Source organism: Pseudomonas sp. SO81, from assembly GCF_030374125.1.
GTDB lineage: Bacteria > Pseudomonadota > Gammaproteobacteria > Pseudomonadales > Pseudomonadaceae > Aquipseudomonas.
Genome location: NZ_CP126126.1, coordinates 4,159,435 through 4,180,226, shown reverse-complemented (window position 1 = coordinate 4,180,226; position 20,792 = coordinate 4,159,435). Strand labels below are relative to the sequence as shown.

19 protein-coding genes are annotated in these 20,792 nt (G+C 66.1%); 9 read left to right on the top strand and 10 right to left on the bottom strand.

Annotated elements, in window-relative coordinates:
• Nucleotides 1–34: 34 nt before the first annotated feature.
• Both OH686_RS19940 and OH686_RS19935 read left to right on the top strand, forming a co-directional pair.
• A complete protein-coding gene (locus tag OH686_RS19940) occupies nt 35–1,651 on the top strand; it encodes an FMN-binding glutamate synthase family protein (protein ID WP_289534718.1) in 1,617 nt (538 codons plus the stop codon).
• Between the two features lie 54 nt (nt 1,652–1,705).
• A complete protein-coding gene (locus OH686_RS19935) occupies nt 1,706–2,446 on the top strand; it encodes a glutathione S-transferase family protein (RefSeq protein WP_289534716.1) in 741 nt (246 codons plus the stop codon).
• Between the two features lie 4 nt (nt 2,447–2,450).
• Here OH686_RS19935 and OH686_RS19930 read toward each other — a convergent pair whose 3' ends face one another.
• Nucleotides 2,451–2,861 (bottom strand): VOC family protein, encoded by a 411-nt coding sequence (locus tag OH686_RS19930; protein ID WP_137971560.1) that lies wholly within the window; start codon nt 2,859–2,861, stop codon nt 2,451–2,453.
• A 191-nt stretch (nt 2,862–3,052) separates the two neighbouring features.
• Here OH686_RS19930 and OH686_RS19925 point away from each other — a divergent pair, with 191 nt between their 5' ends.
• Nucleotides 3,053–6,169 (top strand): transglycosylase domain-containing protein, encoded by a 3,117-nt coding sequence (locus OH686_RS19925; protein ID WP_289534713.1) that lies wholly within the window; start codon nt 3,053–3,055, stop codon nt 6,167–6,169.
• A gap of 59 nt (nt 6,170–6,228) precedes the next feature.
• On the opposite strand, the gene grxD is transcribed toward OH686_RS19925, so the two are convergent.
• The 4 genes from grxD to OH686_RS19905 form a co-directional block, all read right to left on the bottom strand.
• Nucleotides 6,229–6,558 carry a Grx4 family monothiol glutaredoxin gene (gene grxD, locus OH686_RS19920; RefSeq protein ID WP_137971558.1) on the bottom strand — a complete coding sequence of 110 codons (330 nt, stop codon included), beginning with the start codon at nt 6,556–6,558 and terminating at the stop codon, nt 6,229–6,231.
• A 91-nt stretch (nt 6,559–6,649) separates the two neighbouring features.
• Nucleotides 6,650–7,510: a leucine-rich repeat domain-containing protein gene (locus OH686_RS19915; RefSeq protein WP_289534710.1), complete on the bottom strand. Its 861-nt coding sequence runs from the start codon at nt 7,508–7,510 to the stop codon at nt 6,650–6,652.
• A 112-nt stretch (nt 7,511–7,622) separates the two neighbouring features.
• Nucleotides 7,623–8,105 (bottom strand): hypothetical protein, encoded by a 483-nt coding sequence (locus OH686_RS19910; RefSeq protein WP_289534709.1) that lies wholly within the window; start codon nt 8,103–8,105, stop codon nt 7,623–7,625.
• Between the two features lie 91 nt (nt 8,106–8,196).
• Nucleotides 8,197–8,460, bottom strand: coding sequence for a hypothetical protein (locus OH686_RS19905; protein WP_289534708.1), 264 nt, complete (start codon nt 8,458–8,460; stop codon nt 8,197–8,199).
• A gap of 220 nt (nt 8,461–8,680) precedes the next feature.
• Here OH686_RS19905 and OH686_RS19900 point away from each other — a divergent pair, with 220 nt between their 5' ends.
• Complete coding sequence (locus OH686_RS19900; protein WP_289534707.1) at nt 8,681–9,415, top strand: substrate-binding periplasmic protein; 735 nt, start codon at nt 8,681–8,683, stop codon at nt 9,413–9,415.
• A gap of 10 nt (nt 9,416–9,425) precedes the next feature.
• On the opposite strand, the gene OH686_RS19895 is transcribed toward OH686_RS19900, so the two are convergent.
• A complete protein-coding gene (locus tag OH686_RS19895; protein ID WP_289534706.1) occupies nt 9,426–11,534 on the bottom strand; it encodes a molybdopterin oxidoreductase family protein in 2,109 nt (702 codons plus the stop codon).
• A gap of 316 nt (nt 11,535–11,850) precedes the next feature.
• Here OH686_RS19895 and argF point away from each other — a divergent pair, with 316 nt between their 5' ends.
• Both argF and OH686_RS19885 read left to right on the top strand, forming a co-directional pair.
• On the top strand, nt 11,851–12,771 hold the full coding sequence (gene argF, locus OH686_RS19890; RefSeq protein WP_289534705.1) for an ornithine carbamoyltransferase: 921 nt from the start codon (nt 11,851–11,853) through the stop codon (nt 12,769–12,771).
• Complete coding sequence (locus OH686_RS19885; RefSeq protein ID WP_289534703.1) at nt 12,768–13,871, top strand: ABC transporter ATP-binding protein; 1,104 nt, start codon at nt 12,768–12,770, stop codon at nt 13,869–13,871. The genes argF and OH686_RS19885 overlap by 4 nt, the downstream gene beginning before the upstream one ends.
• A 103-nt stretch (nt 13,872–13,974) precedes the next feature.
• On the opposite strand, the gene OH686_RS19880 is transcribed toward OH686_RS19885, so the two are convergent.
• Nucleotides 13,975–14,754 (bottom strand): PhzF family phenazine biosynthesis protein, encoded by a 780-nt coding sequence (locus tag OH686_RS19880; RefSeq protein ID WP_289534702.1) that lies wholly within the window; start codon nt 14,752–14,754, stop codon nt 13,975–13,977.
• Between the two features lie 355 nt (nt 14,755–15,109).
• Between OH686_RS19880 and OH686_RS19875 the strand changes: the two genes are divergently transcribed.
• Together OH686_RS19875 and OH686_RS19870 are read left to right on the top strand one after the other, a co-directional pair.
• Nucleotides 15,110–16,354: an alginate export family protein gene (locus tag OH686_RS19875; RefSeq protein WP_289534701.1), complete on the top strand. Its 1,245-nt coding sequence runs from the start codon at nt 15,110–15,112 to the stop codon at nt 16,352–16,354.
• Nucleotides 16,355–16,435: 81 nt separating this feature from the next.
• The gene (locus OH686_RS19870; RefSeq protein ID WP_289534699.1) at nt 16,436–16,870 is read left to right on the top strand and encodes a type IV pili methyl-accepting chemotaxis transducer N-terminal domain-containing protein; all 435 of its coding nucleotides are present in this window, start codon (nt 16,436–16,438) and stop codon (nt 16,868–16,870) included.
• On the opposite strand, the gene OH686_RS19865 is transcribed toward OH686_RS19870, so the two are convergent.
• The 3 genes from OH686_RS19865 to ybaK are packed head-to-tail and all read right to left on the bottom strand — an operon-like array spanning nt 16,867 to nt 19,692.
• On the bottom strand, nt 16,867–17,649 hold the full coding sequence (locus tag OH686_RS19865; RefSeq protein ID WP_289534698.1) for a substrate-binding periplasmic protein: 783 nt from the start codon (nt 17,647–17,649) through the stop codon (nt 16,867–16,869). The two genes, OH686_RS19870 and OH686_RS19865, sit on opposite strands and share 4 nt — an antisense overlap.
• A gap of 39 nt (nt 17,650–17,688) precedes the next feature.
• Entirely contained in the window at nt 17,689–19,176 is a 1,488-nt protein-coding gene (gene glpK / locus OH686_RS19860) for a glycerol kinase GlpK (RefSeq protein ID WP_137971548.1), read from the bottom strand.
• 45 nt (nt 19,177–19,221) lie between these two features.
• On the bottom strand, nt 19,222–19,692 hold the full coding sequence (ybaK, locus tag OH686_RS19855; protein WP_137971547.1) for a Cys-tRNA(Pro) deacylase: 471 nt from the start codon (nt 19,690–19,692) through the stop codon (nt 19,222–19,224).
• A gap of 166 nt (nt 19,693–19,858) precedes the next feature.
• Here ybaK and OH686_RS19850 point away from each other — a divergent pair, with 166 nt between their 5' ends.
• Nucleotides 19,859–20,617, top strand: coding sequence for a DeoR/GlpR family DNA-binding transcription regulator (locus OH686_RS19850; protein WP_289534695.1), 759 nt, complete (start codon nt 19,859–19,861; stop codon nt 20,615–20,617).
• The last annotated feature ends 175 nt before the right edge of the window (nt 20,618–20,792 follow it).

Here is a 20,792-nt window from a genome sequence, read left to right as displayed (position 1 = left end):
CCTTGCCTGGCCGCACCCGCCATAAGGAAGCCCCATGAGTCTGTCGCTGCTGAACCGCTATGCCTTCTTCGCGTTCTGCGTGCTGTTCACCCTGCTCAGCCTGCCCTTTGTCGGCGCCCATGAGTGGCTGTGGGCGCTGACCCTGCTCGGCGGCGTGCTCAGCCTGGTCGGCATCAACGACCTGCTGCAGACGCGCCAGGCGGTGCGGCGCAACTACCCGATTCTCGGCAACATCCGCTACCTGGTGGAGAGCATCCGCCCGGAGATCCGCCAATACCTGCTGGAGGCCGATGGAGACAAGCTGCCGTTCTCCCGCGCCCAGCGTTCGCTGGTGTATGCGCGGGCCAAGAACGAGGGCGCCGACAAGCCGTTCGGCACCCTGAGCGACGTGTACCAGAGCGGCTTCGAGTTTATCGGCCACTCCATGCTGCCGGCCGACCACTGCGACCCCGCCACCTTCCGCGTCAGCGTCGGCGGACCGCAGTGCACGCAGCCCTACTCGGCCTCGGTGTTCAATATCTCGGCGATGAGTTTCGGCTCGCTCAGCGCCAACGCCATCCGCGCGCTCAACCAGGGCGCCCAGCTCGGCGGCTTCTACCACGACACCGGCGAGGGCAGCATCAGCCCCTACCACCGCGAACATGGCGGCGACCTGGTGTGGGAGCTGGGTAGCGGCTACTTCGGCTGCCGCGGCGAGGACGGTCGTTTCGACCCCGCGCGCTTCGCCGAACAAGCCGCCAGCGCCCAGGTGAAGATGATCGAGATCAAGCTGTCGCAGGGCGCCAAGCCCGGCCACGGCGGCATCCTGCCCAAGCACAAGGTGACCGAGGAAATCTCCCTGACCCGCGGCGTGCCCATGGGCCAGGACTGCATCTCGCCGGCGCGCCACAGCGCCTTCGCAACGCCGATCGAGCTGCTGCAGTTCATCGCGCAGTTGCGCGAGCTGTCCGGCGGCAAGCCGGTGGGTTTCAAGCTGTGCCTGGGCCACCCCTGGGAATTCATGAGCATCGCCAAGGCCATGCTGCAGACCGGCATCCTGCCCGACTTCATCGTTATCGACGGCAAGGAAGGCGGCACCGGCGCGGCGCCGCTGGAATTCACCGATCATATCGGCGTGCCGCTGCGCGAGGGCCTGCTGCTGGTGCACAACACCCTGGTCGGCATCAATCTGCGCGACAAGATCCGCCTCGGCGCCAGCGGCAAGATCGTCAGCGCCTTCGACATCGCCAGCGTCATGGCCCTGGGCGCCGACTGGGCCAACTCGGCGCGCGGCTTCATGTTCGCCATCGGCTGCATTCAGTCGCAGTCCTGCCACACCAACAAGTGCCCGACCGGCGTGGCCACCCAGGACCGCCTGCGCCAGCGCGCCCTGGTGGTGCCGGACAAGGCCCAGCGCGTGCACAACTTCCACCGCAACACCATGATGGGCCTGGCCGAGATGATCGCCGCCGCCGGCCTCAGCCACCCCTCGCAGATCGAGGCCAAGCACCTGGTGCGGCGCATGTCGGCCAGCGAGATCAAGCTGTACTCGCAGCTGCACGTGTTCCTCAAGCCAGGCGAGCTGCTCGATGGCCGTATCGACGGCGAGTTCTACCGGCGCATGTGGGCGATGGCGCGGGCCGACAGCTTCGCGCCGAGCGCGACTTCGTAGTCAGCTGAGGCTTCATTACACTGCGGCCCTTCCTCCCGCGAAAGGCCGCCGCCCATGCGCACCCTGTACCAGTTCCCGATCTCCCACTACTGCGAGAAGACCCGCTGGCACCTGGACCACAAGGGCCTCGACTACCGCGTGGACAACCTCTTCCCGGGCTTCCACCGCCTGCAGAGCAAGCGCCTGGCCAATATCGTCACCCTGCCGATCCTGCGTGACGGCGAGCAGGTGGTGGGCGATTCCACCGCCATCGCCCTGCACCTGGAGCAGCGCTACCCCGAGCAACCGCTGCTGCCGCAGGACGCCGAGCAGCGCGCGCAGATCATGGAGCTGGAAGAACGCTTCGACCGCCTCGGCGTACACGTGCGCCGCTGGCTTTACGGCCAGATCGAGGACTGGAGCACGGTGATGCACGCCATGCTCAAGGTCTACCGGCCCTGGTTCGGTCTGCGCGACTTGATGAAGCCGCTGCTGATCGACGGTGTGAAGAAGCTCTACGGCATCCGCCCGGACCGGGTGGCCAAGTCCCGCGAAGAGCTGCTGGCAGGCCTCGACCTGATCGAACAGCTGACCGGCGGCGACCCGGCGCGCTACCTGGTCGGCGACCAGCTGAGCCTGGCCGATGTGGCCGCCGCTTCACTGTACGGCCCACTGTTCACCCCGGCCGGCACGCCCTGGGAACATATCGCCGGCCATGGCCAGGAGACCCAGGCTTTCCTCGACCAGCTGTTCGCCCGCCCGGCCGGGCAGTGGGTGCTGCGCCGCTACGCGGAAGACCGCCAGCGCCGCACCTGAAGGCTTATTCGCTCCAGGGATCGTAGCTGCCCACGCTCCACAGCTGGCCTTCCAGGTCGCGGCAGGTGAAGCCGCGGCCGCCGTATTCCTCGTCCTTGATCGGAATGAGGATCTCGCCGCCGGCGCGCTGCACCCGGGCGTAGGCGCCGTCGACATCCTCCAGCAGCAGGTAGATGCCCTGGGTATTGCCGCCGATCTGGCGCGGATCGCGCAGGTTGCCGGCGTATTCGCCGTCGCGCAGGGTGCCGAGCATCAGCATGCCGTTGCCGTGCAGCAGCTGGGCGTGGTGGATGCTGCCGTCCTCGCCCGGCACGCGCAGCTGCTCGCGCAGACCAAAGACCTCGCCCAGCCAGGCGATGGCGGCCGGGGCGTCGCGATACAGCACGCAGGGAATCAGGCTGGAACCCTTGTCCATGGTCGTTCTCCTTGAGGGGGTTGCCGCGACAGTCAAGCAGGGTTGACCGCGGCGCGCCGCTGCCCGTTCGCGCCAGCCGACGAACAGCCGCCGCAGAGCAGAAAGCGCTCTGCAACGGGCGATAAAAAGCCGTGCGGCGCCCCGCGGCGAACTACGCTTGAAACAAGAGCAGGCATCCAGGCCAGTCGATCATGGGCGCACTTTGGCAATCGGACGCACCCCAGACTGCGCTCCCCGTGAGCGACCCGGAAGCGCTTTACACCCAGAATCCCCCGCCTCGCCGACGCAAGCTGAAAACTCTGTTCTGGGTGAGCCTGCTGGGCGTGGTCGTGCTGCTCGGCCTGGCCGTCCATCGCGAGATCGAAACCGCCTATTTCCAGGCCCGCCAGTTCAGCCAGTACGCCAGCGAGCTGGGCTACAGCCTGCAGCCCGGCCCCAGCGAAGACATCGCCTTCCCGGCCGACGGGCCGTTCGACAAGCGCCTGGGCTACGCCCACCTGCCGCTGCTGCTGGAGCGTCTGCAGCAGCGGCATTTCCTGATCACCGCCCAGGTCCAGCAGTCGCCGGCCCTGCTGGCCTATGGCGAACACGGCTTCTTCCCACCGTTCAGCGAGAAGGTGCAGGCCGGTCTGGCCATCAGCGATTGCCGTGGCGAGCCGCTGTACCTGTTCCAATACCCGCAGCAGCTGTATCCGAGCTTCGCCGACATTCCGCCGCTGGTGGTGAACAGCCTGCTGTTCATCGAGAACCGCCACCTGCTCGACCAGGACCAGCCGCGCGCCAACCCGGCGGTGGACTGGCCGCGCTTCGCCAAGGCGGCGCTGTCGCAGGTGGGCAAGAGCTTCGCCATCCAGGAACAGTCGGCCGGCGGTAGCACCCTGGCCACCCAGCTGGAGAAATACCGTCACTCGCCGGACGGCCTGACCCTCTCGGCCATGGAGAAGCTGCGGCAGATGATCTCCGCCAGCGTGCGCGCCTATCGGGCGGGACCGGAAACCTTTGCCGCGCGCCAGCAGATAGTGCGCGACTACCTCAACAGCGTGCCGCTCTCCGCCGCCCCCGGCCACGGCGAGGTGCACGGCCTGGCCGATGGCCTGCGGGTTTGGTTCGGTGCCGACTTCGCGCGGGTCAACGCCCTGCTCGACCCGGCGCGCACGCCGGTGGCCAGCAGCGCCGAGCGCGGCCTGGCGCTGCGCCAGGTGCTGGCGCTGATGATCGCCCAGCGCCGCCCCTCCTATTACCTGGCCCAGGGCCGCAAGGAGCTGGAGGCGCTGACCGATAGCCATATCCGCGTGCTGGCCAACGGTGGCGTGATCAGCTGGGCCCTGCGCGACGCGGCGCTGGCGCAGAAGCTGCGCTTCCGCGACCTGGAACAGCACCCGGCGATCCAGCCGGTGCAGGGCAACAAGGGCATCAGCGTGGCCCGCTCGCGCCTGTCCAGCCTGCTCAACATGCCGCTGTACGACCTCGACCGCCTCGACCTGGCCGCCAGCAGCACCCTCAACGGCCCGCTGCAGGACCAGGTCAGCGCCTACCTGCGGCGTCTGGCCGACCCCGAGTTCGCCGGGCAGATCGGCCTGTACGGCGAGCGCCTGCTGTCACCGGAAAAGACCGCCGACGTGCGCTACAGCTTCACCCTGTTCGAACGCAGCCCGGACGGCGCGCGGGTGCGGGTACAGACCGACAGCACCGACCAGCCCTTCGACATCAACGAGGGCAGCAAGCTGGAACTGGGTTCCACCGCCAAGCTGCGGGTGCTGACCACCTACCTGGAGGTGATCGCCGAGCTGCATGCCCGCTACGCCGGGCAGAGCCCCGAGGCGCTACGCAAGATCGAGGTGGCGCCGCAGGATCACCTGAGCCGCTGGATGCTCGACCAGCTGATCGCCAAGCCCGAGCAGAACCTGCGCGACACCCTGGAGGCGGCGCTGGAGCGCAAGTATTCGGCCAGCCCCTACGAGACCTTCTTCACCGGCGGCGGCGCGCACACCTTCGGCAACTTCAAGCGCGAGGACAACGCGCGCATCCCCACTCTGCGCGAGGCCCTGCGCGAGTCGATCAACCTGCCCTTCATTCGCCTGCTGCGCGACCTGGTGCGCTACAGCACCTACCACGGCGAGAGCAGCAGCGCCGCCCTGCTGCAGGACGACAAGCACCCGCTGCGCGAGGGCTACCTGAAGCGCTTCGCCGACCGCGAGGGCACCACCTTCCTCCTGCGTTTCTGGCGCAAATACCAGGGGCAGAGCGCCCAGGAGCGTCTGGACACCTTCCTCGAGGGCCTGCGCCCCACCGCGGTGCGCCTGGCCGCCGTGCACCGCTACCTGATGCCGGAGGTGGACGAGGCGACCTTCGCCGCGTTCGTCCGCGCCCACGCCAACGTCAAGACCGAGAAGCTGACCGAGAAGAAGCTGCACAGCCTGTACCTGGACTACGGCCCCGGCGCCTGGAGCCTGCCGGATCAGGGCTACATCGCCCGGGTGCACCCGCTGGAGCTGTGGCTGCTGGGCTACCTGATCGAACAGCCGCAGGCGACCTTCAAGGACGCCGTGGCGGCCAGCGCCGAGGAACGCCAGGAGGTCTACGGCTGGCTATTCAAGACCCGCCACAAGAGCGCCCGCGACAGCCGCATCCGCACCCTGCTGGAAGTCGAGGCCTTCCTCGATATCCACCAGCGCTGGCAGCGCCTGGGCTATCCGTTCGAACACCTGGTGCCATCGCTGGCCACCGCCATCGGTAGCTCCGGCGACCGCCCGGCGGCGCTGGCGGAGCTGATGGGCATCATCCAGAACGATGGCATCCGCCAGCCCAGCGTGCGCATCGACCGCCTACATTTCGCCGCTGACACGCCCTACGAGACGCTGCTGCAGCAGAACAGCCAGCGTGGCGAGCGGGTACTGCCCTCGGAAGTGGCGGCGGCGCTGCGTGGCGCCCTGTCCCAGGTGGTCGAGGCCGGCACCGCTCGGCGCCTTCATGGCAGCTTCCAGCTGGCCGACGGCACCCCGCTGGTGCTCGGCGGCAAGACCGGCACCGGCGACAACCGTATCGAGAGCACCACCCGCGGCGGCCATGTGCTGAGTTCGCGGGCGATGAATCGCACGGCGACCTTCGTCTTTTACCTGGGCCCGCGCCACTTCGGCACCCTCACCGCCTTCGTCCCGGGGCAGGCGGCGGAAGGTTTCCGCTTCACCTCGGCGCTGCCGGTGCAGGTGCTCAAGGGCATGGCGCCGATCCTTACGCCCTACCTGGAGCCGGCCGGGCAGACCGGCTGCGGCCTGCCGCCTGCTCCATCGCAGGTGCGCCTGCTGTAGATCCCGCGGGCACAAAAAAGCCGATGCAGGGGCATCGGCTTTTTCTGAAGCGACTCGGCTTATTCGGCCTTGGCCTTCTCGGCGGCGTCCTTGATCAGGGTCTGCAGCTCACCCTTCTCGAACATCTCGGTCATGATGTCGCTGCCGCCGACCAGCTCACCGGCCACCCACAGCTGCGGGAAGGTCGGCCAGTTGGCGTACTTGGGCAGGTTGGCGCGGATTTCCGGGTTCTGCAGGATGTCCACGTAGGCGAACTTCTCGCCGCAGGCCATCACCACCTGCGCGGCGCGGGAGGAGAAACCGCACTGCGGCGCGTTCGGCGAGCCTTTCATGTACAGCAGGATGGTGTTGTTGGCGATCTGCTCTTTGATGGTATCGATAATATCCACGACTCACCTCGTCTGAACTTCCCCGGACCAGCGCCGGGCGGGATGGCTCGATTGTAACCGAAAGAATCTGCAATTCCGATTGCACGATGATTCAACCACCCGCCGCAGCGCGGGCTTGCTCAAAAAGACCTACATGCTTCGTGAGCTTGGCATCGTCGCAATGACGACAAAGGACTGGTTTCCCTTTGCCAGTAACCATAACCATGGACTTCTCTCCGCAGGAAGCGCATGGAGAGTAACCAGATTCAGATAGATCGAGGTACGGCTGGAACCACTGACATTCGGTGTTCGGAAGCTTCGCCGATAGCCAAGCGTACTCATCATAAGGAAGGCGCCCACCAATGCCTAAGCTCTTCAGGTTGGCGAGCGGCTCAAGAGCCCGCAGGGACTTCACGTTGGACGTATCAACGCAGAGCGAGGATAGCCAAGTCATCTGCCCAAACGGCTCGAGGCTGGCTGCGGCTTGCTTGCTCCACATACTGCCTGAGACGGACAAGTGACGAAGTGAGCGAAGGTCAACCAAGGGCGAAAAATCCGTGATCAATTTGAAGTTCTCAATTTCGAGAAGCTCCAGGGATTGCAGCGCAGTCAGCGGAGCAATTGATTCGACCTGGGTTGAACTGCCAATCGACAGTGCCTTGAGGGCGGATAAGTTCCTGATCGCATCCAAACGGCAGACGTTGCTCCACTTGATCTGAAGCACTTGAAGGTTGCTTAGCTCGCAAATCGCGTCAAAAAGAGGCTGAGTCACGCGCGACCACACGCGCAGATGTGTGAGGTGGGAAAGCGAGGGCAGCGCCTTTACCCAAGCGGCAATAACCCTTTTCTTCTCTGAATCAGAGATATCACCTAGATCCCAACTGAGGCTAAGCGTGGTTCCCGACTCGTATTGGTCGGCATGTGTGATCGACTTTGGCCAACGACTGGTATGAAACGGCTTATCCGTAACCATGCTTTCACCTAGAAGAGATGGGGAACGAGTTGAGGCGATTGAGCAAAAATCCAGAAGCGCAGCCTGGGGGCGGTCCTTTTGACGGAATGGCAATGTCGCGTTTTCAACGCTTTCACCTGCTGAACCTTAGGAAAACCAGACGCGCCAGCAGCAGAAGTGCGATGCCATATGTCGACCGTGCAATACGCCCGCGCCGTGTTTGACTCTCATCGTGGAAGGTGACCGCCAGTTCCCAGCGCATGGGTTTAGCGTCCGACATCTTAGTGATTCTAGAAAGTCGCCGCTCTGCGTCGCGGTCTAACGGATCAACCGATCTTTCTCGTGCGTACACAACGGCAGGTGTGAAGTACGCTTTTTCACCCAAAACGTCGACCTGAACAGCCCCAGGCAGAGTGGCGCCGTTTTTGAGGCGATAGGTTGCAGCGACTAGGTAGCTTCCAAACGTGCCGAGAGCGAGTGGCTCGTTGTGTGGAGCTACGTGCGATTCATCCACTTCCTCGCCACCCTCCGCATCTGTGCGGAAGCGCCATATCGGGTTGGTTCTCAGGTCGGCGGCGGAGAGCTTGTTGGCGGAGATCAAGCCACTGCTGGTCATGTGCTACCTAACGGCAGAGCTCAGCGGCCGGCCGCTGAAATGGACTCTCAGGCGCTATGTGCGAATGTACTTGTTGCGCTTAGATGGCCTGCTAGAGCCCTAGCAGCTTGAGCGTTGAACTTTGGCCATGCCATATCAAGGCTAGGGCGACTGCCATGAAAGCTACAAACACCCAAATAATCGCCCCATTCTGTCGCTTGCTCTTTGCAACAAAGGAATCAGCATTGGCCGCGTACTCCAGACTTTTGGTGTTTTGCGCCATGGCTCGCTCATTCATCTCTGCAATACGTGTCATGAGCTTGTTCTGCTCTGCCAGCAAATCGCGAATCTCAATGAGCAAGCCTTCGTTGTCCATGACATCCCCTGTAGCGCTTGGATCAGCGCAGTGACGAACTTGAAAACGTTATTGGAATATTGCCCCAGATAGCCACAAAGCAAACAGACCTGTCCACACGGCAGCGATAATCCACAACCAAAAACCCAGCAGCGGGCCCGGGGATGGCGCGCCACTCCCTGGCGAGCCGCCGGATGGCTAGACTGGGTGGCAGGCGACGGCGGGAGTCGAGGACGATGCAGTGAAGTGGCTGATCAAGGCGATGGCCATGTTGTGCCTGTGCGGCTGCGCGCAAGGCACTGTCGCCGAGACCTTCCGGGTGGGCTTCTACGATTATCCGCCGATGATGATCGAGAACGGCAGGCGCGGCATCTACCAGGACATCCTCGATGAACTGGCCAAGCTCACTGGCGATCGCTTCGACGTGCAGTACTACCCCTACCCGCGCATCGGCCTGCTGTTCAACGAAGGGCAACTGGACATCGAGCCCGGCGTCTATCCCGGCTGGGTGCAGAACCAGGCGACACCGGGCGTGTTCTCGGTGCCGTTCGGCAAGGTGGTCGACGTGCTGGCGTTCGCCCCGCACAAGGCCTTTCCGGTCAAGCAGCCTGAGGACCTGCGCGGCAAATCGGTGGGCATGGTGCGCGGCTACGCCTATCCCGAGCTGGCGGCGCTGGTGACCTCGGGGCAGATCGATCGGCGCAATGGCCTGAACGAACAGCAGCTGCTGAGCATGCTGGCCAAATCGCGCTTCGATCAGATCATCGTCAACAAGGCCATCGCCCAGTACCACAGGCGCGAAGTGCCGGAGTACCGCCGCCTCGAGATCGGCGATGTGATCAGCTCATACGACGTGAGCATGCGCGTCCACCCGAGGCATGCGGCCTGGCTGAACAAGCTGGACGCGGCGATCGTCCAGCTCAAGCAGCGCGGCATCATCGAAGAGATCTACGCCCGCTACGGCGTTCATCTCTGACCCGCAAGCGCTAGGCGGCTTCCACCCGCACAGGCACCCCGTTCAGCGCCGCGTTGCCGGACACCGCGTCCAGCTGGCGGTCGTCGGTCAGGTCGTTGGCGCTGGCGCCCGGCTGGGCGCTGGCGATGCCCATCTGCACGCCAGGCCGCGCATGGCCCCAGCCATGCGGCAGGCTGACCACGCCGGGCATCATCTCGTCGCTGGCCACTGCCTCGACTTCGATCTCGCCGACCCGCGACTGCACGCGCACGCGCTGGCCGTCACTCAGCCCTCTGCCGGCCATATCCTGCGGGTGCATCAGCAGCTGATGGCGCGGTTTGCCCTTCACCAGACGCTGGTAGTTGTGCATCCAGGAATTGTTGCTGCGCACGTGGCGGCGGCCGATCAGCACCAGCTCGCCCTCGGCCGGCAGCGGCTGGGCGGCGAAGCGCGCGAGATCCGCCACCAGCAGCTCGGGCGCGGCCTCGATGGCTTTCGATTCGGTCCTCAGCCGCGCCGCCAGGTTCGGCTGCAGCGGCCCCAGGTCGATGCCGTGCGGGGCGTCGCGCAGGGTGGCCAGGCTGAGCTTGTGCTCGGACTTGTCGCCATAGGGGCCGAAGCGCAGGCCCATGTCGATCATCTGCTGCGGCGGCATGGTCGGCTTGAGCTCGGTGCCCTGCTTGGCGGCGAAGGCCTTGGCCAGACCGACGAAGATCTCCCAGTCGTCCAGCGCGCCTTCCGGTTTGGCCAGCACCGGCTCGTTGAAGCGAGTGACGTTGCGCACGGCGAACACGTTGAAGGTGGTGTCGTAATGATCGTGTTCCAGCGGTGCGGTGGGCGGCAGGATCAGGTCGGCGTGGCGGGTGGTCTCGTTGATGTACAGATCAACCGAGACCATGAAGTCCAGGCCGTCCAGCGCCTGTTCCAGCTGGCGACCGTTGGGCGTGGACAGCACCGGGTTACCAGCCACGGTGACCAGCGCGCGGATCTGTCCTTCGCCGGGGGTGAGCATTTCCTCGGCCAGGGCCGCCACCGGCAGCTCGCCACCGTATTCCGGCAGGCCGGAAACGCGGCTCTGCCAGACATTGAAATGACCGCCAGAGGTAGTCGCCACCAGGTCCAGCGCCGGGCTGGTGCACAGGGTGCCGCCAACCCGGTCGAGGTTGCCGGTGACCAGGTTGATCAGCTGGATCAGCCAGTGGCACAGGCTGCCGTAGGCCTGGGTGGAAACACCCATGCGCCCGTAGCACACCGCCGACTCGGCGGCGGCGAAGTCGCGGGCCAGCTGGCGGATGTCCTCGGCCGGCACGCCGCAGCGGGAGCTCATGACTTCGGCGGTGAATGGGGCCACGGCCTCCTTCACCTGATCCAGGCCATGGACCGGCAACGGGCCATCACGGGTCAGGCCCTCGTCGAACAGGGTGTTGAGCAGGCCGAGCAGCAGCGCCGCGTCATTACCCGGGCGCACGAAGATGTGCTGGTCGGCCATGGCCGCCGTCTCGCTGCGCCGCGGGTCGACCACCACCAGCTTGCCACCACGGGCCTTGAGCGCTTTCAGGCGCTTCTCCACGTCGGGCACGGTCATGATGCTGCCGTTGGAGGCCAGCGGGTTGCCGCCGAGGATCAGCATGAACTGGGTGTGGTCGATGTCCGGGATCGGCAGCAGCAGGCCGTGGCCGTACATCAGGTAGCTGGTCAGATGGTGCGGCAGCTGGTCCACCGAGGTGGCGGAGAAGCGGTTGCGCGTCTTCAGCTGGCCGAGGAAGTAGTTGCTGTGGGTCATCAGCCCGTAGTTGTGCACGCTGGGGTTGCCCTGGTACACGGCCACGGCGTTCTTGCCGTGCTCGGCCTGGATAGCCGAGAAACGTTCGGCGACCAGCTCGAAGGCCTCGTCCCAGGCAATCGGTTGCCACTGGCCATTGACCTTGCGCAGCGGCTGACGCACCCGGTCCAGGTCGTTCTGGATGTCCTGCAGAGCCACCGCCTTGGGGCAGATATGGCCACGACTGAACGTGTCCAGGGCGTCGCCCTTGATCGACAGGATCTGGCGGCTGCCGTCGTCGTGGTCTTCGGTTTCGATGGTCAGGCCGCAGATGGCCTCACACAGGTGACAAGCACGGTGATGGAGGGTCTTGGTCATGGCCTAGCCTCTGTTGTTCTGATCGAGACGACCGGTCTAGTCGCATGGACCTGACTATGGCGGCTGAAGCCGGGCTTGGCCAGGGTTCTCAGCCTCATGAATCGACGAGCATCATAGCCGCCGATTCAGCCCCGCCCGAGCCGCCGGTACATCCGGAAAACCTGCCAACCGGGGCTAATTTGCTCCAGTGCGTCCTTTCCTTATAAGATCGCGCCTCCCCCATTTGTCGCCCTCTCGCGGCTCCAGCCGCTGTGTGGGCTGCTTTTCCCCTGAAAAACGGGGCCGCGACAGTTGTCGAATTAAGGTAGTGAACAAGATGAGCGCCAGGCACTTTCTCTCGTTGATGGACTTCAGCCCGCTGGAACTGAGCGGCCTGATTCGTCGAGCCATCGAGCTGAAGGACCTGCGCCGACGCGGCGTGCTGTTCGAGCCGCTGAAGAGCCGGGTGCTGGGCATGATCTTCGAGAAGGCCTCCACCCGTACCCGCCTGTCCTTCGAAGCCGGCATGATCCAGCTCGGCGGCCAGGCCATCTTCCTCTCCCCGCGCGATACCCAGCTGGGCCGTGGCGAGCCGATCGGCGACACCGCCATCGTCATGTCCAGCATGCTCGACGTGGTGATGATCCGTACCTACGCCCACAGCAACCTCACCGAGTTCGCCGCGCACAGCAGCGTGCCGGTGATCAACGGCCTGTCCGACGACCTGCACCCCTGCCAGCTGCTGGCCGATATGCAGACCTTCGAGGAGGCCCGCGGCAGCATCAAGGGCAAGACCGTGGCCTGGGTCGGCGACGGCAACAACATGTGCAACACCTATCTGGAAGCCGCCGTGCAGTTCGACTTCCAGCTGCGCATCGCCTGCCCCGAGGGTTACGAGCCGAAGGCCGAGTTCCTCAAGGCCGCCGGCGACCGCGTGCGCATCGTCCGCGACCCGAAGGAAGCGGTGGCCGGCGCCCACCTGGTCAGCACCGACGTGTGGACTTCCATGGGCCAGGAAGAGGAAAGCGCCAAGCGCCTCAAGCTGTTCGCCCGCTACCAGGTCAACCGCGCCCTGCTGGACGCCGCCGACCCGAGCGTGATCTTCCTGCACTGCCTGCCCGCCCACCGTGGCGAGGAGATCAGCGAAGATCTGCTCGACGATCCGCGCTCGCTGGCCTGGCAGCAGGCCGAGAACCGCCTGCATGCACAGAAGGCGCTGATGGAAATGCTGGTCGCCCCGGGTTGCCGCCCGGCATGAGCGAACTGCTGCTGTCGCTGCGCGACCTGGCCTGCGGTTACCACGAGCACCGCATCGTGCAGTCGCTCGACCTGCACCTGAACGCCGGCGACATCGGCTGCCTGCTCGGCCCCTCGGGCTGCGGCAAGACCACCACCCTGCGCGCCATCGCCGGTTTCGAGACGGTGCTGCAGGGCGAGATCGAGCTGGGCGGCGAAGTGATTTCCCGCGCCGGTTTCACCCTGGCCCCGGAGAAACGCCGCATCGGCATGGTGTTCCAGGACTACGCCCTGTTCCCCCATCTGTCGGTGGCGGACAACGTGGCCTTCGGCATCCGCAAACACCCGCAGCGCGACAAGATCACCGCCGAGCTGCTGGAGCTGGTCAAGCTCAGCCAGTTGGGCAAGCGCTTCCCCCACGAGCTGTCCGGTGGCCAGCAGCAACGCGTGGCCCTGGCCCGCGCGCTGGCACCGGAGCCGCAACTGCTGCTGCTCGACGAGCCCTTCTCCAACCTCGATGGCGAGCTGCGCCGGCGCCTCAGCCATGAGGTGCGCGACATCCTCAAGGCGCGCGGCACCAGCGCCATCCTGGTTACCCACGACCAGGAAGAGGCCTTCGCCGTCAGCGACCATGTCGGGGTCTTCCACGAAGGCCGGCTGCAGCAGTGGGACACGCCTTACAACCTGTACCACGAGCCGCTGACGCCCTTCGTCGCCAGCTTCGTCGGCCAGGGCTATTTCATCCGCGGCCAGCTGCAGAGCCCGGACACGGTGCAGACCGAGCTGGGCAGCATCCGCGGCAACCGCGCCTACACCCTGGCGCCCGGCAGCGCGGTGGACGTGCTGCTGCGCCCGGACGACATCGTGTATGCACCGGACAGCGACCTGCAGGCGCAGATCGTCGGCAAGACCTTCCTCGGCGCCGCCACCCTGTACCGCCTGCAGCTACCCACCGGCACCCAGCTGGAGGCGATCTTCCCCAGCCACGCCGACCACGCACCGGGGCAACAGGTAGGCATTCGCGTCGCCGCCGATCACCTGGTGGTATTCGCCGCCCAGGGCAGCGTGGCCGCGCAGGTCAGCCTGGGTGAGTCCGGCGTGCGCCGCCACAGCAGCAGCTGATCGTCGAACCCACCTTCCGAACACAGTCAGCAGACGACCGTAGGCGGATGAAACCCGCGCCTGAGGTGATGGTGCTCGCGGGCTGCGCCCGCCCTACTCCGGTTTAGACAAACAGCTTGCCGCTGGCCACCAGCACGGCCTGGCCGGCGATCTTCACCCGCTCGCCTTCCAGCCGGCAGTGCAGCTCGCCGCCGCGGGCCGAGCACTGGTGGGCGCGCAGCTCGCTCTTATCCAGGCGCTCGGCCCAGTAAGGCGCGAGGATGCAGTGGGTGGAACCGGTAACCGGATCTTCATCGATACCGATGCCCGGGGCGAAGTAGCGCGAGACGAAGTCGTGCTCGCGGCCCTGGGCCGTGACGATCACCCCGAGGCCCGGCAGTTTCGCCAGCGCCGCCAGGTCCGGCGTGCACTCGCGCACCGCCTGCTCCGACTCGAGCACCGCCAGCAGCTCCTTGCCGCCCTGCACCGCCAGTACCTTCTGCCCGAGAATGGCCGCCACCTCGGCCGCCATTTCCACCGGTTCCAGCCACATGGCCGGGAAATCCAGCACCAGCCGGCCACTCTCGCGACTCACCGCCAGCGCGCCGGACATGCAGACGAACTGCAGCCGCTCGCCCGGCTCGTCATACAGCTCGAACAGCGCATGGGCGGTGGCCAGGGTGGCGTGGCCGCACAGCGGCACTTCGCATGCCGGGGTGAACCAGCGAATCCGCCAGCCCGCACCCTCGCGCACGGTGAAGGCCGTCTCGGCCTGGTTGTGCTCGGCGGCGATGCGCTGCATCAGCTCGTCCTCCAGCCAGGCGTCGAGCCGATAGACCACGGCCGGGTTGCCGCGAAACGGTCGGTCGGTGAAGGCGTCGATCTGGTGGAATTCGAGTGGCATGTGGCGCTCCCTGGCATTTGGTCTTGAGGTCGCCAGCATGCCGCGCCCCACGCCCGGCGACCCGATACAGTCGGGGCCGATTGCGCCATTACAGCTGCACTGTCTCAAGGCGTCGCGAGCGAGCGCGGTGCAGACGCTTTATCGCGAAAGGCTCTAGATAGTCATTAATTCGCAATAAATCAGTCACTTGCCAATCCTGGCATGCCGCCTGCTATTGCCGACCCCGGTCAGCACAACGGCGTGTCTGCCAACTCAACCGACAACGACGTCACGGAACCCTTCCCCTTACCGGGAGCGCGGGTGCTGTGGCGTTTTTTTTTGCGTTAATTGGCTAACAGGAAAGACCCCCATGTGCATGAAACCAACCCTACTGTCGCTCGCCATCGCCTCCGCCACCCTCGCCCAGGGCGCCTTCGCCGCCGAGGACTTCAGCAACCTGTTCACTCAGGGCAAGCCGATCCTCGATGCCCGCTACCGCTTCGAGAACGTCGACCAGGAAAACGCCCTGCGTGACGCCAACGCCCAGACCCTGCGCACCCGCGCCGGTTTCCAGAGCGGCAAGTGGTATGGCCTGTCCGGCCTGATCGAAGTGGACAACGTCAGCCGCCTGGGCGACGCCGCCTATAACGACACCCGCAACGGCCAGCGCGAATACGCGGTGGTGGCCGACCCGGACGGCACCGAGGTCAACCAGGCCCTGCTGCGCTACGACCACAAGCTCGGCAGCGCCGTGCTCGGCCGCCAGCGCATCAACCTGGACAACCAGCGCTTCATCGGCAGCGTGGCCTGGCGGCAGAACGAGCAGACCTACGACGGCGCCCTGACCCAGCTCAAGCCCATCGACGGCCTGACCCTGAGCTACGCCTACATCGACCAGGTCAACACCATCTGGGGCCCGGAGAACGGCCGCTATGACAACCGCACCAACCCGGCCAACATCGACGGCCACAGCCACTTGGTCAACGCCCAGTACGTGTTCATGCCGCAGCTGACCGCCACCGCCTACAGCTACCTGCTGGACCTCGACAACATCGCCGTGGCGCCCACCGCCGCCGAGGGCACGCTGTCCAGCCAGACCAGCGGCCTGCGCCTGAACGGCGCCGTCGCCGGCATCAACTATGTGCTCGAATATGCCCAGCAGAAGGACTACGGCGACAACCCGCTGGACCTGGACAGCGAGTACCGCCTCGCTGAACTTGGTTATACCTTCAAGGGCGTGCAGCTGAAGGCCGGCTACGAGGTGCTGGGCGGCGACGGCGGCTCCGGCAACCGCGCCTTCCAGACTCCGCTCGCGACCAAGCACCTGTTCCAGGGCTGGGCCGACCAGTTCCTCACCACCCCGGCCGACGGCATCGAGGACGCCTACTTCGGCGTCACCGCGCCGTTGTTCGGCGGCACCCTGCAGGCCTGGTACCACGACTTCGCCACCGAGCGGGGCAGCGATGACTACGGCGACGAGATCGACCTGTCCTACGCCCACCCGATTCCCGGGGTGAAGGGCCTGGTTGGCCTGGTCAAGTACGCCACCTACGATTCCGCGGACGAGGCCCGCACCGTGGATACCGACAAGGTCTGGCTGCAGCTGCAGTACACCTACTGAGCCGCCTCGCGGCCTTCACCGGCGGCCCCGCAACGGGGCCATTGCAGCGCGCGGCCCGGCCGCGCGCCTTCGGAGATATCCATGATGAGTCGTCTTGCCCTTCTGTTCGGCCTCGCCTGCGTCCTGCTCGGCCAGCCCGCCAGCGCCGCCATCGGCGATGCCGAAGCGATGAACCTGTCCGGCATGCAGCGCATGCTCAGCCAGCGCATCGCCAAGCTCTACCTGGCGCTGAGCTGGAAACTGCCGGCCGAGGGCCTGGAGCAACAGCTGCAACAGGCCACCACGGAATTCGAGGCCGCCCAGCAGGAGCTGCTGGCTGCCGAGCAGAACACTCCGCAGATCGCCGCCGCCCTGAAGAAGGTCGAGGCCCAGTGGCGCTTCGCCCGCGCCGGCTTCCAGCTGTCCGCCGACTCGCGCTATGTGCCGACGGTGATCACCACCACCACCGAGACCCTGCTGTGGCAGATGAACGAGCTGACCAGCGCCTATGAGCAGGTGATGCAGCGCGAATCCTAGCGTTCCTCGACGCCATAGGCCTTGAGCAACGCCTGCAGACGACCGTCGGCGTGGTAGCGCTGCAGGCCCTGCTCGAACAGCTCGACATAGCGAGCGCTGTCCGCGCGGGTTGGCGAGAAGGCCAGGTAGATCGGCACGTCCGGCTCGCGGCAACCGGCCTCGCGTAGCTCGCCGCTGCGGCCGAGCTCGGCCAGGCGCGACTGGATCACCCAGCTGTTTTCCACCAGGGCGTCCAGCCGACCATGGCGCAGCTTGGTCAGGTTGAGGTCGAGGGCGTTGTCGCCGGCCGCCACCTGCACCCGATCGCCGTCGCGGTGGGCGGCCACATAGGCATTGAGCGGCTCGCCGTAGCTGTAGTTGTTGATCACGCCCAGGCGCACCGGCGCCAGCGAGTCGACGCCGCCGAAGCGCCAGGTGGAATCCCGGCGGGTGTAGAAGCAGTTGCGCGACATGGCCACCGGCGTGCGGGTGAACAGGAAGTCCGGGGCATCCTCGTGGCCGGCGCCCACCGCGGCGTTGAGCTCACCGCGGCGCACCTCCTGCAGCACCCGCGCCCAGTTGCGCGTCTCGTAGCGCACGGCGATGCCGACCTCGGCGAAGATATCGCGCGCCAGCTCGACGAAGATGCCCGGCCGTGGCGAGTCGGCCGCGCAGTTCACCGGGCACCAGAGATCGGCGGCGATGATCAGGGTTTCGTCACGCGCGCTGCCCGCCGGCGCAGGGCCGGCGAGCAAACACAGGGCGAGAGCAAGGAGCGGCAGGCGACGGCGCGGCTGCATGCGGCGACCTCAAGGGGAACTTGGCACCCTTGTACCACCTCAGCCCTCGCTGCGCACCCTCTTCACCGCGTCCAGCCAGCCGGCGTAGAGCTTGCCCCGATGGGCGTCGGCCATGCGCGGGGCGAAGCGCTGCTGGCGGTGCCAGTGGCTGGCCACTTCATCCAGATCGCGGTACAGCCCGGCCTGCAGGCCGGCCAGGTAGGCCACGCCCAAGGCCGTGGTCTCGGTCACCACAGGGCGTTCCACCGGCACGCCGAGGATGTCGGCGAGGAACTGCATGACCCAGTTGTTAACCACCATGCCGCCGTCCACGCGCAGCGCGCTGGGCTCGGCGGCGCCATCCTGGCGCATGGCCTGGAGCAGGTCGCGGGTCTGGTAGCACACCGACTGCAGGCCGGCGGTGACGATCTCCTTGATCCCGGTGTCGCGGGTCAGACCGAAGATCGCGCCGCGCGCCTTGGGGTCCCAGTACGGCGCACCGAGGCCGGTGAAGGCCGGCACCAGGTACACGCCGCAGGCATCGCCGGTCTGCTCGGCGAGCAGCTCGGTGTCACGGGCGTCGCTGATCAGCTTGATACCGTCGCGCAACCACTGCACTGCGGCGCCGGCGACGAAGATGCTGCCCTCCACCGCGTAGGTGACCTTGCCATTGAGGCGGTAGCCGACGGTGGTGAGCAGGCGGTTCTTTGACACCACCGGCTTGTCGCCGGTGTTCTGGATCATGAAGCAGCCGGTGCCGTAGGTACTCTTGACCATGCCGGGCTCGAAGCAGGTCTGGCCGATCAGCGCGGCCTGCTGGTCGCCGGCCATGCCCAATACCGGAATGCCGGCGCCGAGCAGCGCAGGCTCGGTGACGCCGAAATCGGCGGCGCAATCCAGCACCTCCGGCAGCAGGCTGCGCGGGATGTCGAACAGCTGCAGCAGCTCGTCGTCCCACTGCTGGCTGTGGATGTTGAACAGCAGGGTGCGCGAGGCGTTGCTGGCGTCGGTGCGGTGCGACTTGCCATCGGTCAGGCGCCACAGCAGGAAGCAGTCCACGGTGCCGAAGCGCAGCTCGCCGCGCTCGGCGCGCTCGCGGGCGCCGGGCACGTTGTCGAGAATCCAGCGCAGCTTGGTCGCCGAGAAGTACGGGTCGATCAGCAGACCGGTCTTGTCGGCCACCTTGGCCTCGTGACCCTCGGCCTTGAGCCCGGCGCAGTAATCGGCGGTACGCCGGTCCTGCCAGACGATGGCCGGGTGGATCGGCGAGCCGCTGACCGCATCCCATACCACGGTGGTCTCGCGCTGGTTGGTGATGCCGATGGCCAGCACCTCATCGGCCTTCAGGCCCTTGCTGGCCAGGGCCTCGCGGCAGACCTTGAGGGTGGTCAGCCAGATTTCCTCGGCGTCGTGCTCGACCCAGCCGTCCTTGGGAAAGTACTGCTTGAACTCCTGCTGGGCGCTGGCCAGCGGCAAACCCTGGGCACTGAAGACGATGGCGCGGGAGCTGGTGGTGCCCTGATCGATGGCAAGCAGGTATTGGGACATGCGCGTTTCCTTGTTGTTATGCGTGAGCTCCGCTCGGGAGCCGGATCATTCCCTGCCGATGGCGGCGAAGGTGCCCTGGGTGTGCAGGGCCAGCACCTCGGCCGCCAGCTCCACTTCCAGGCCACGACGGCCGGCGCTGACATGGATGGTCGGGTACTGGCGTGCGGATTCGTCGATAAAGGTGCGCAGGCGCTTCTTCTGCCCCAGCGGGCTGATCCCGCCGACCAGATAGCCGGTGCTGCGCTGGGCCTGCTGCGGGTCGGCCATGTCGGCCTTCTTCGCTCCGGCGGCATGCGCCAGGGCCTTGAGGTCGAGGCTGCCGGCCACCGGCACCACCGCCACCAGCAGCTCGCCCTTCTCGGTGGCGGCGAGCAGGGTCTTGAATACCCGCGCCGGCTCCAGGCCGAGCTTCTCGGCGGCCTCCAGGCCATAGGACGGGGCCTTGGGGTCGTGGTGGTAGCTGTGCACCTGGTGCTCGGCCTTGGCCTTTTTCAGCAGATCGATGGCAGGAGTCATGTTCGAATGTGAAAATCCCTGACGAAGGCGCGTACCTTAGCGGAAAAAACCTGGCGGGAGCAGCCCTCGCCGTCACACCGGGTGGCCACCACGGATGCCAGGTCATAACGGTCGCCAGCAGGCGGCTCCTCGCTATAATCCGCCGGCCGATAAAAAAGGAAAGCCCATGAGCCTCCCACCTCGCCAGCAGAGCATCCTCGAACGCGCCCGCGAGCGCGGCTACGTCAGTATCGAAGAGCTGGCCCAGGCCTTCGCCGTCACCCCGCAGACCATCCGCCGCGACATCAACCAGCTGGCCGAACAGGGCCTGCTGCGGCGCACCCATGGCGGCGCGGCGAGCGAGGCATCGAGCATCCAGAACACCGCCTACGCCATGCGCGCCGGGCAGATGCGCGACGAGAAGCAGCGCATCGCCGAGGCCATCGCCGCGCAGATCCCCGACTACGCCTCGCTGTTCATCAGCATCGGTACCACCACCGAAGCCATCGCCCGTGCCCTGCTCGGGCGCAAGCACCTCAAGGTGATCACCAACAACCTGCACGTGGCGGCCACCCTGGCCGACAAGGCCGACTTCGAAGTGCTGGTGGCCGGCGGCAGCGTGCGCAGCGACGGCGGCGTGGTCGGCCAGGCGGCGGCGGACTTCATCCAGCAATTCAAGGTCGACTTCGCCATCATGGGCATCAGCGGCATCGACGAGGACGGCAGCCTGCTGGACTTCGACTACCAGGAAGTGCGCGTCTCCCAGGCCATCATCGATAACGCCCGCCAGGTGCTGCTGGCCGCCGACTCCAGCAAGTTCGGGCGCAACGCCGTGGTGCGCCTGGGCTCCATCGCCCTGGTCGACCACATCTTCACCGACGCTCCGCTCTCCGCCGGCCTGAGCCGTCTGCTGGCCGAGCAGAAGATCCAGCTGCATATCGTCTGATCCCGCCCCTTAGCCAATCCGGGAACAGAGTCACCTGCACTCCCGGATTGCATCCGGCTACGCGCCCCCTCGTAACCCGCGCTGCGCTTGTGCGAGTCATCTCGCCTTTCTGATGGTCGGCCGCCCTTCGGGCTGGCGGAAGCGCGCCTGCTCGGCTAGCATATTTTCGAAATCG

Coding starts and splice junctions, on each gene's coding strand:
- OH686_RS19895 (WP_289534706.1), bottom strand. CDS start 11,534: ATGACCAAGACCCTCCATCACCGTGCTTGTCACCTGTGTGAGGCCATC.
- OH686_RS19870 (WP_289534699.1), top strand. CDS start 16,436: ATGATGAGTCGTCTTGCCCTTCTGTTCGGCCTCGCCTGCGTCCTGCTC.
- ybaK (WP_137971547.1), bottom strand. CDS start 19,692: ATGACTCCTGCCATCGATCTGCTGAAAAAGGCCAAGGCCGAGCACCAG.
- OH686_RS19865 (WP_289534698.1), bottom strand. CDS start 17,649: ATGCAGCCGCGCCGTCGCCTGCCGCTCCTTGCTCTCGCCCTGTGTTTG.
- argF (WP_289534705.1), top strand. CDS start 11,851: ATGAGCGCCAGGCACTTTCTCTCGTTGATGGACTTCAGCCCGCTGGAA.
- OH686_RS19935 (WP_289534716.1), top strand. CDS start 1,706: ATGCGCACCCTGTACCAGTTCCCGATCTCCCACTACTGCGAGAAGACC.
- OH686_RS19940 (WP_289534718.1), top strand. CDS start 35: ATGAGTCTGTCGCTGCTGAACCGCTATGCCTTCTTCGCGTTCTGCGTG.
- OH686_RS19880 (WP_289534702.1), bottom strand. CDS start 14,754: ATGCCACTCGAATTCCACCAGATCGACGCCTTCACCGACCGACCGTTT.
- OH686_RS19885 (WP_289534703.1), top strand. CDS start 12,768: ATGAGCGAACTGCTGCTGTCGCTGCGCGACCTGGCCTGCGGTTACCAC.
- OH686_RS19915 (WP_289534710.1), bottom strand. CDS start 7,510: ATGGTTACGGATAAGCCGTTTCATACCAGTCGTTGGCCAAAGTCGATC.
- OH686_RS19875 (WP_289534701.1), top strand. CDS start 15,110: ATGAAACCAACCCTACTGTCGCTCGCCATCGCCTCCGCCACCCTCGCC.
- OH686_RS19905 (WP_289534708.1), bottom strand. CDS start 8,460: ATGGACAACGAAGGCTTGCTCATTGAGATTCGCGATTTGCTGGCAGAG.
- glpK (WP_137971548.1), bottom strand. CDS start 19,176: ATGTCCCAATACCTGCTTGCCATCGATCAGGGCACCACCAGCTCCCGC.
- OH686_RS19910 (WP_289534709.1), bottom strand. CDS start 8,105: ATGACCAGCAGTGGCTTGATCTCCGCCAACAAGCTCTCCGCCGCCGAC.
- OH686_RS19925 (WP_289534713.1), top strand. CDS start 3,053: ATGGGCGCACTTTGGCAATCGGACGCACCCCAGACTGCGCTCCCCGTG.
- OH686_RS19850 (WP_289534695.1), top strand. CDS start 19,859: ATGAGCCTCCCACCTCGCCAGCAGAGCATCCTCGAACGCGCCCGCGAG.
- OH686_RS19930 (WP_137971560.1), bottom strand. CDS start 2,861: ATGGACAAGGGTTCCAGCCTGATTCCCTGCGTGCTGTATCGCGACGCC.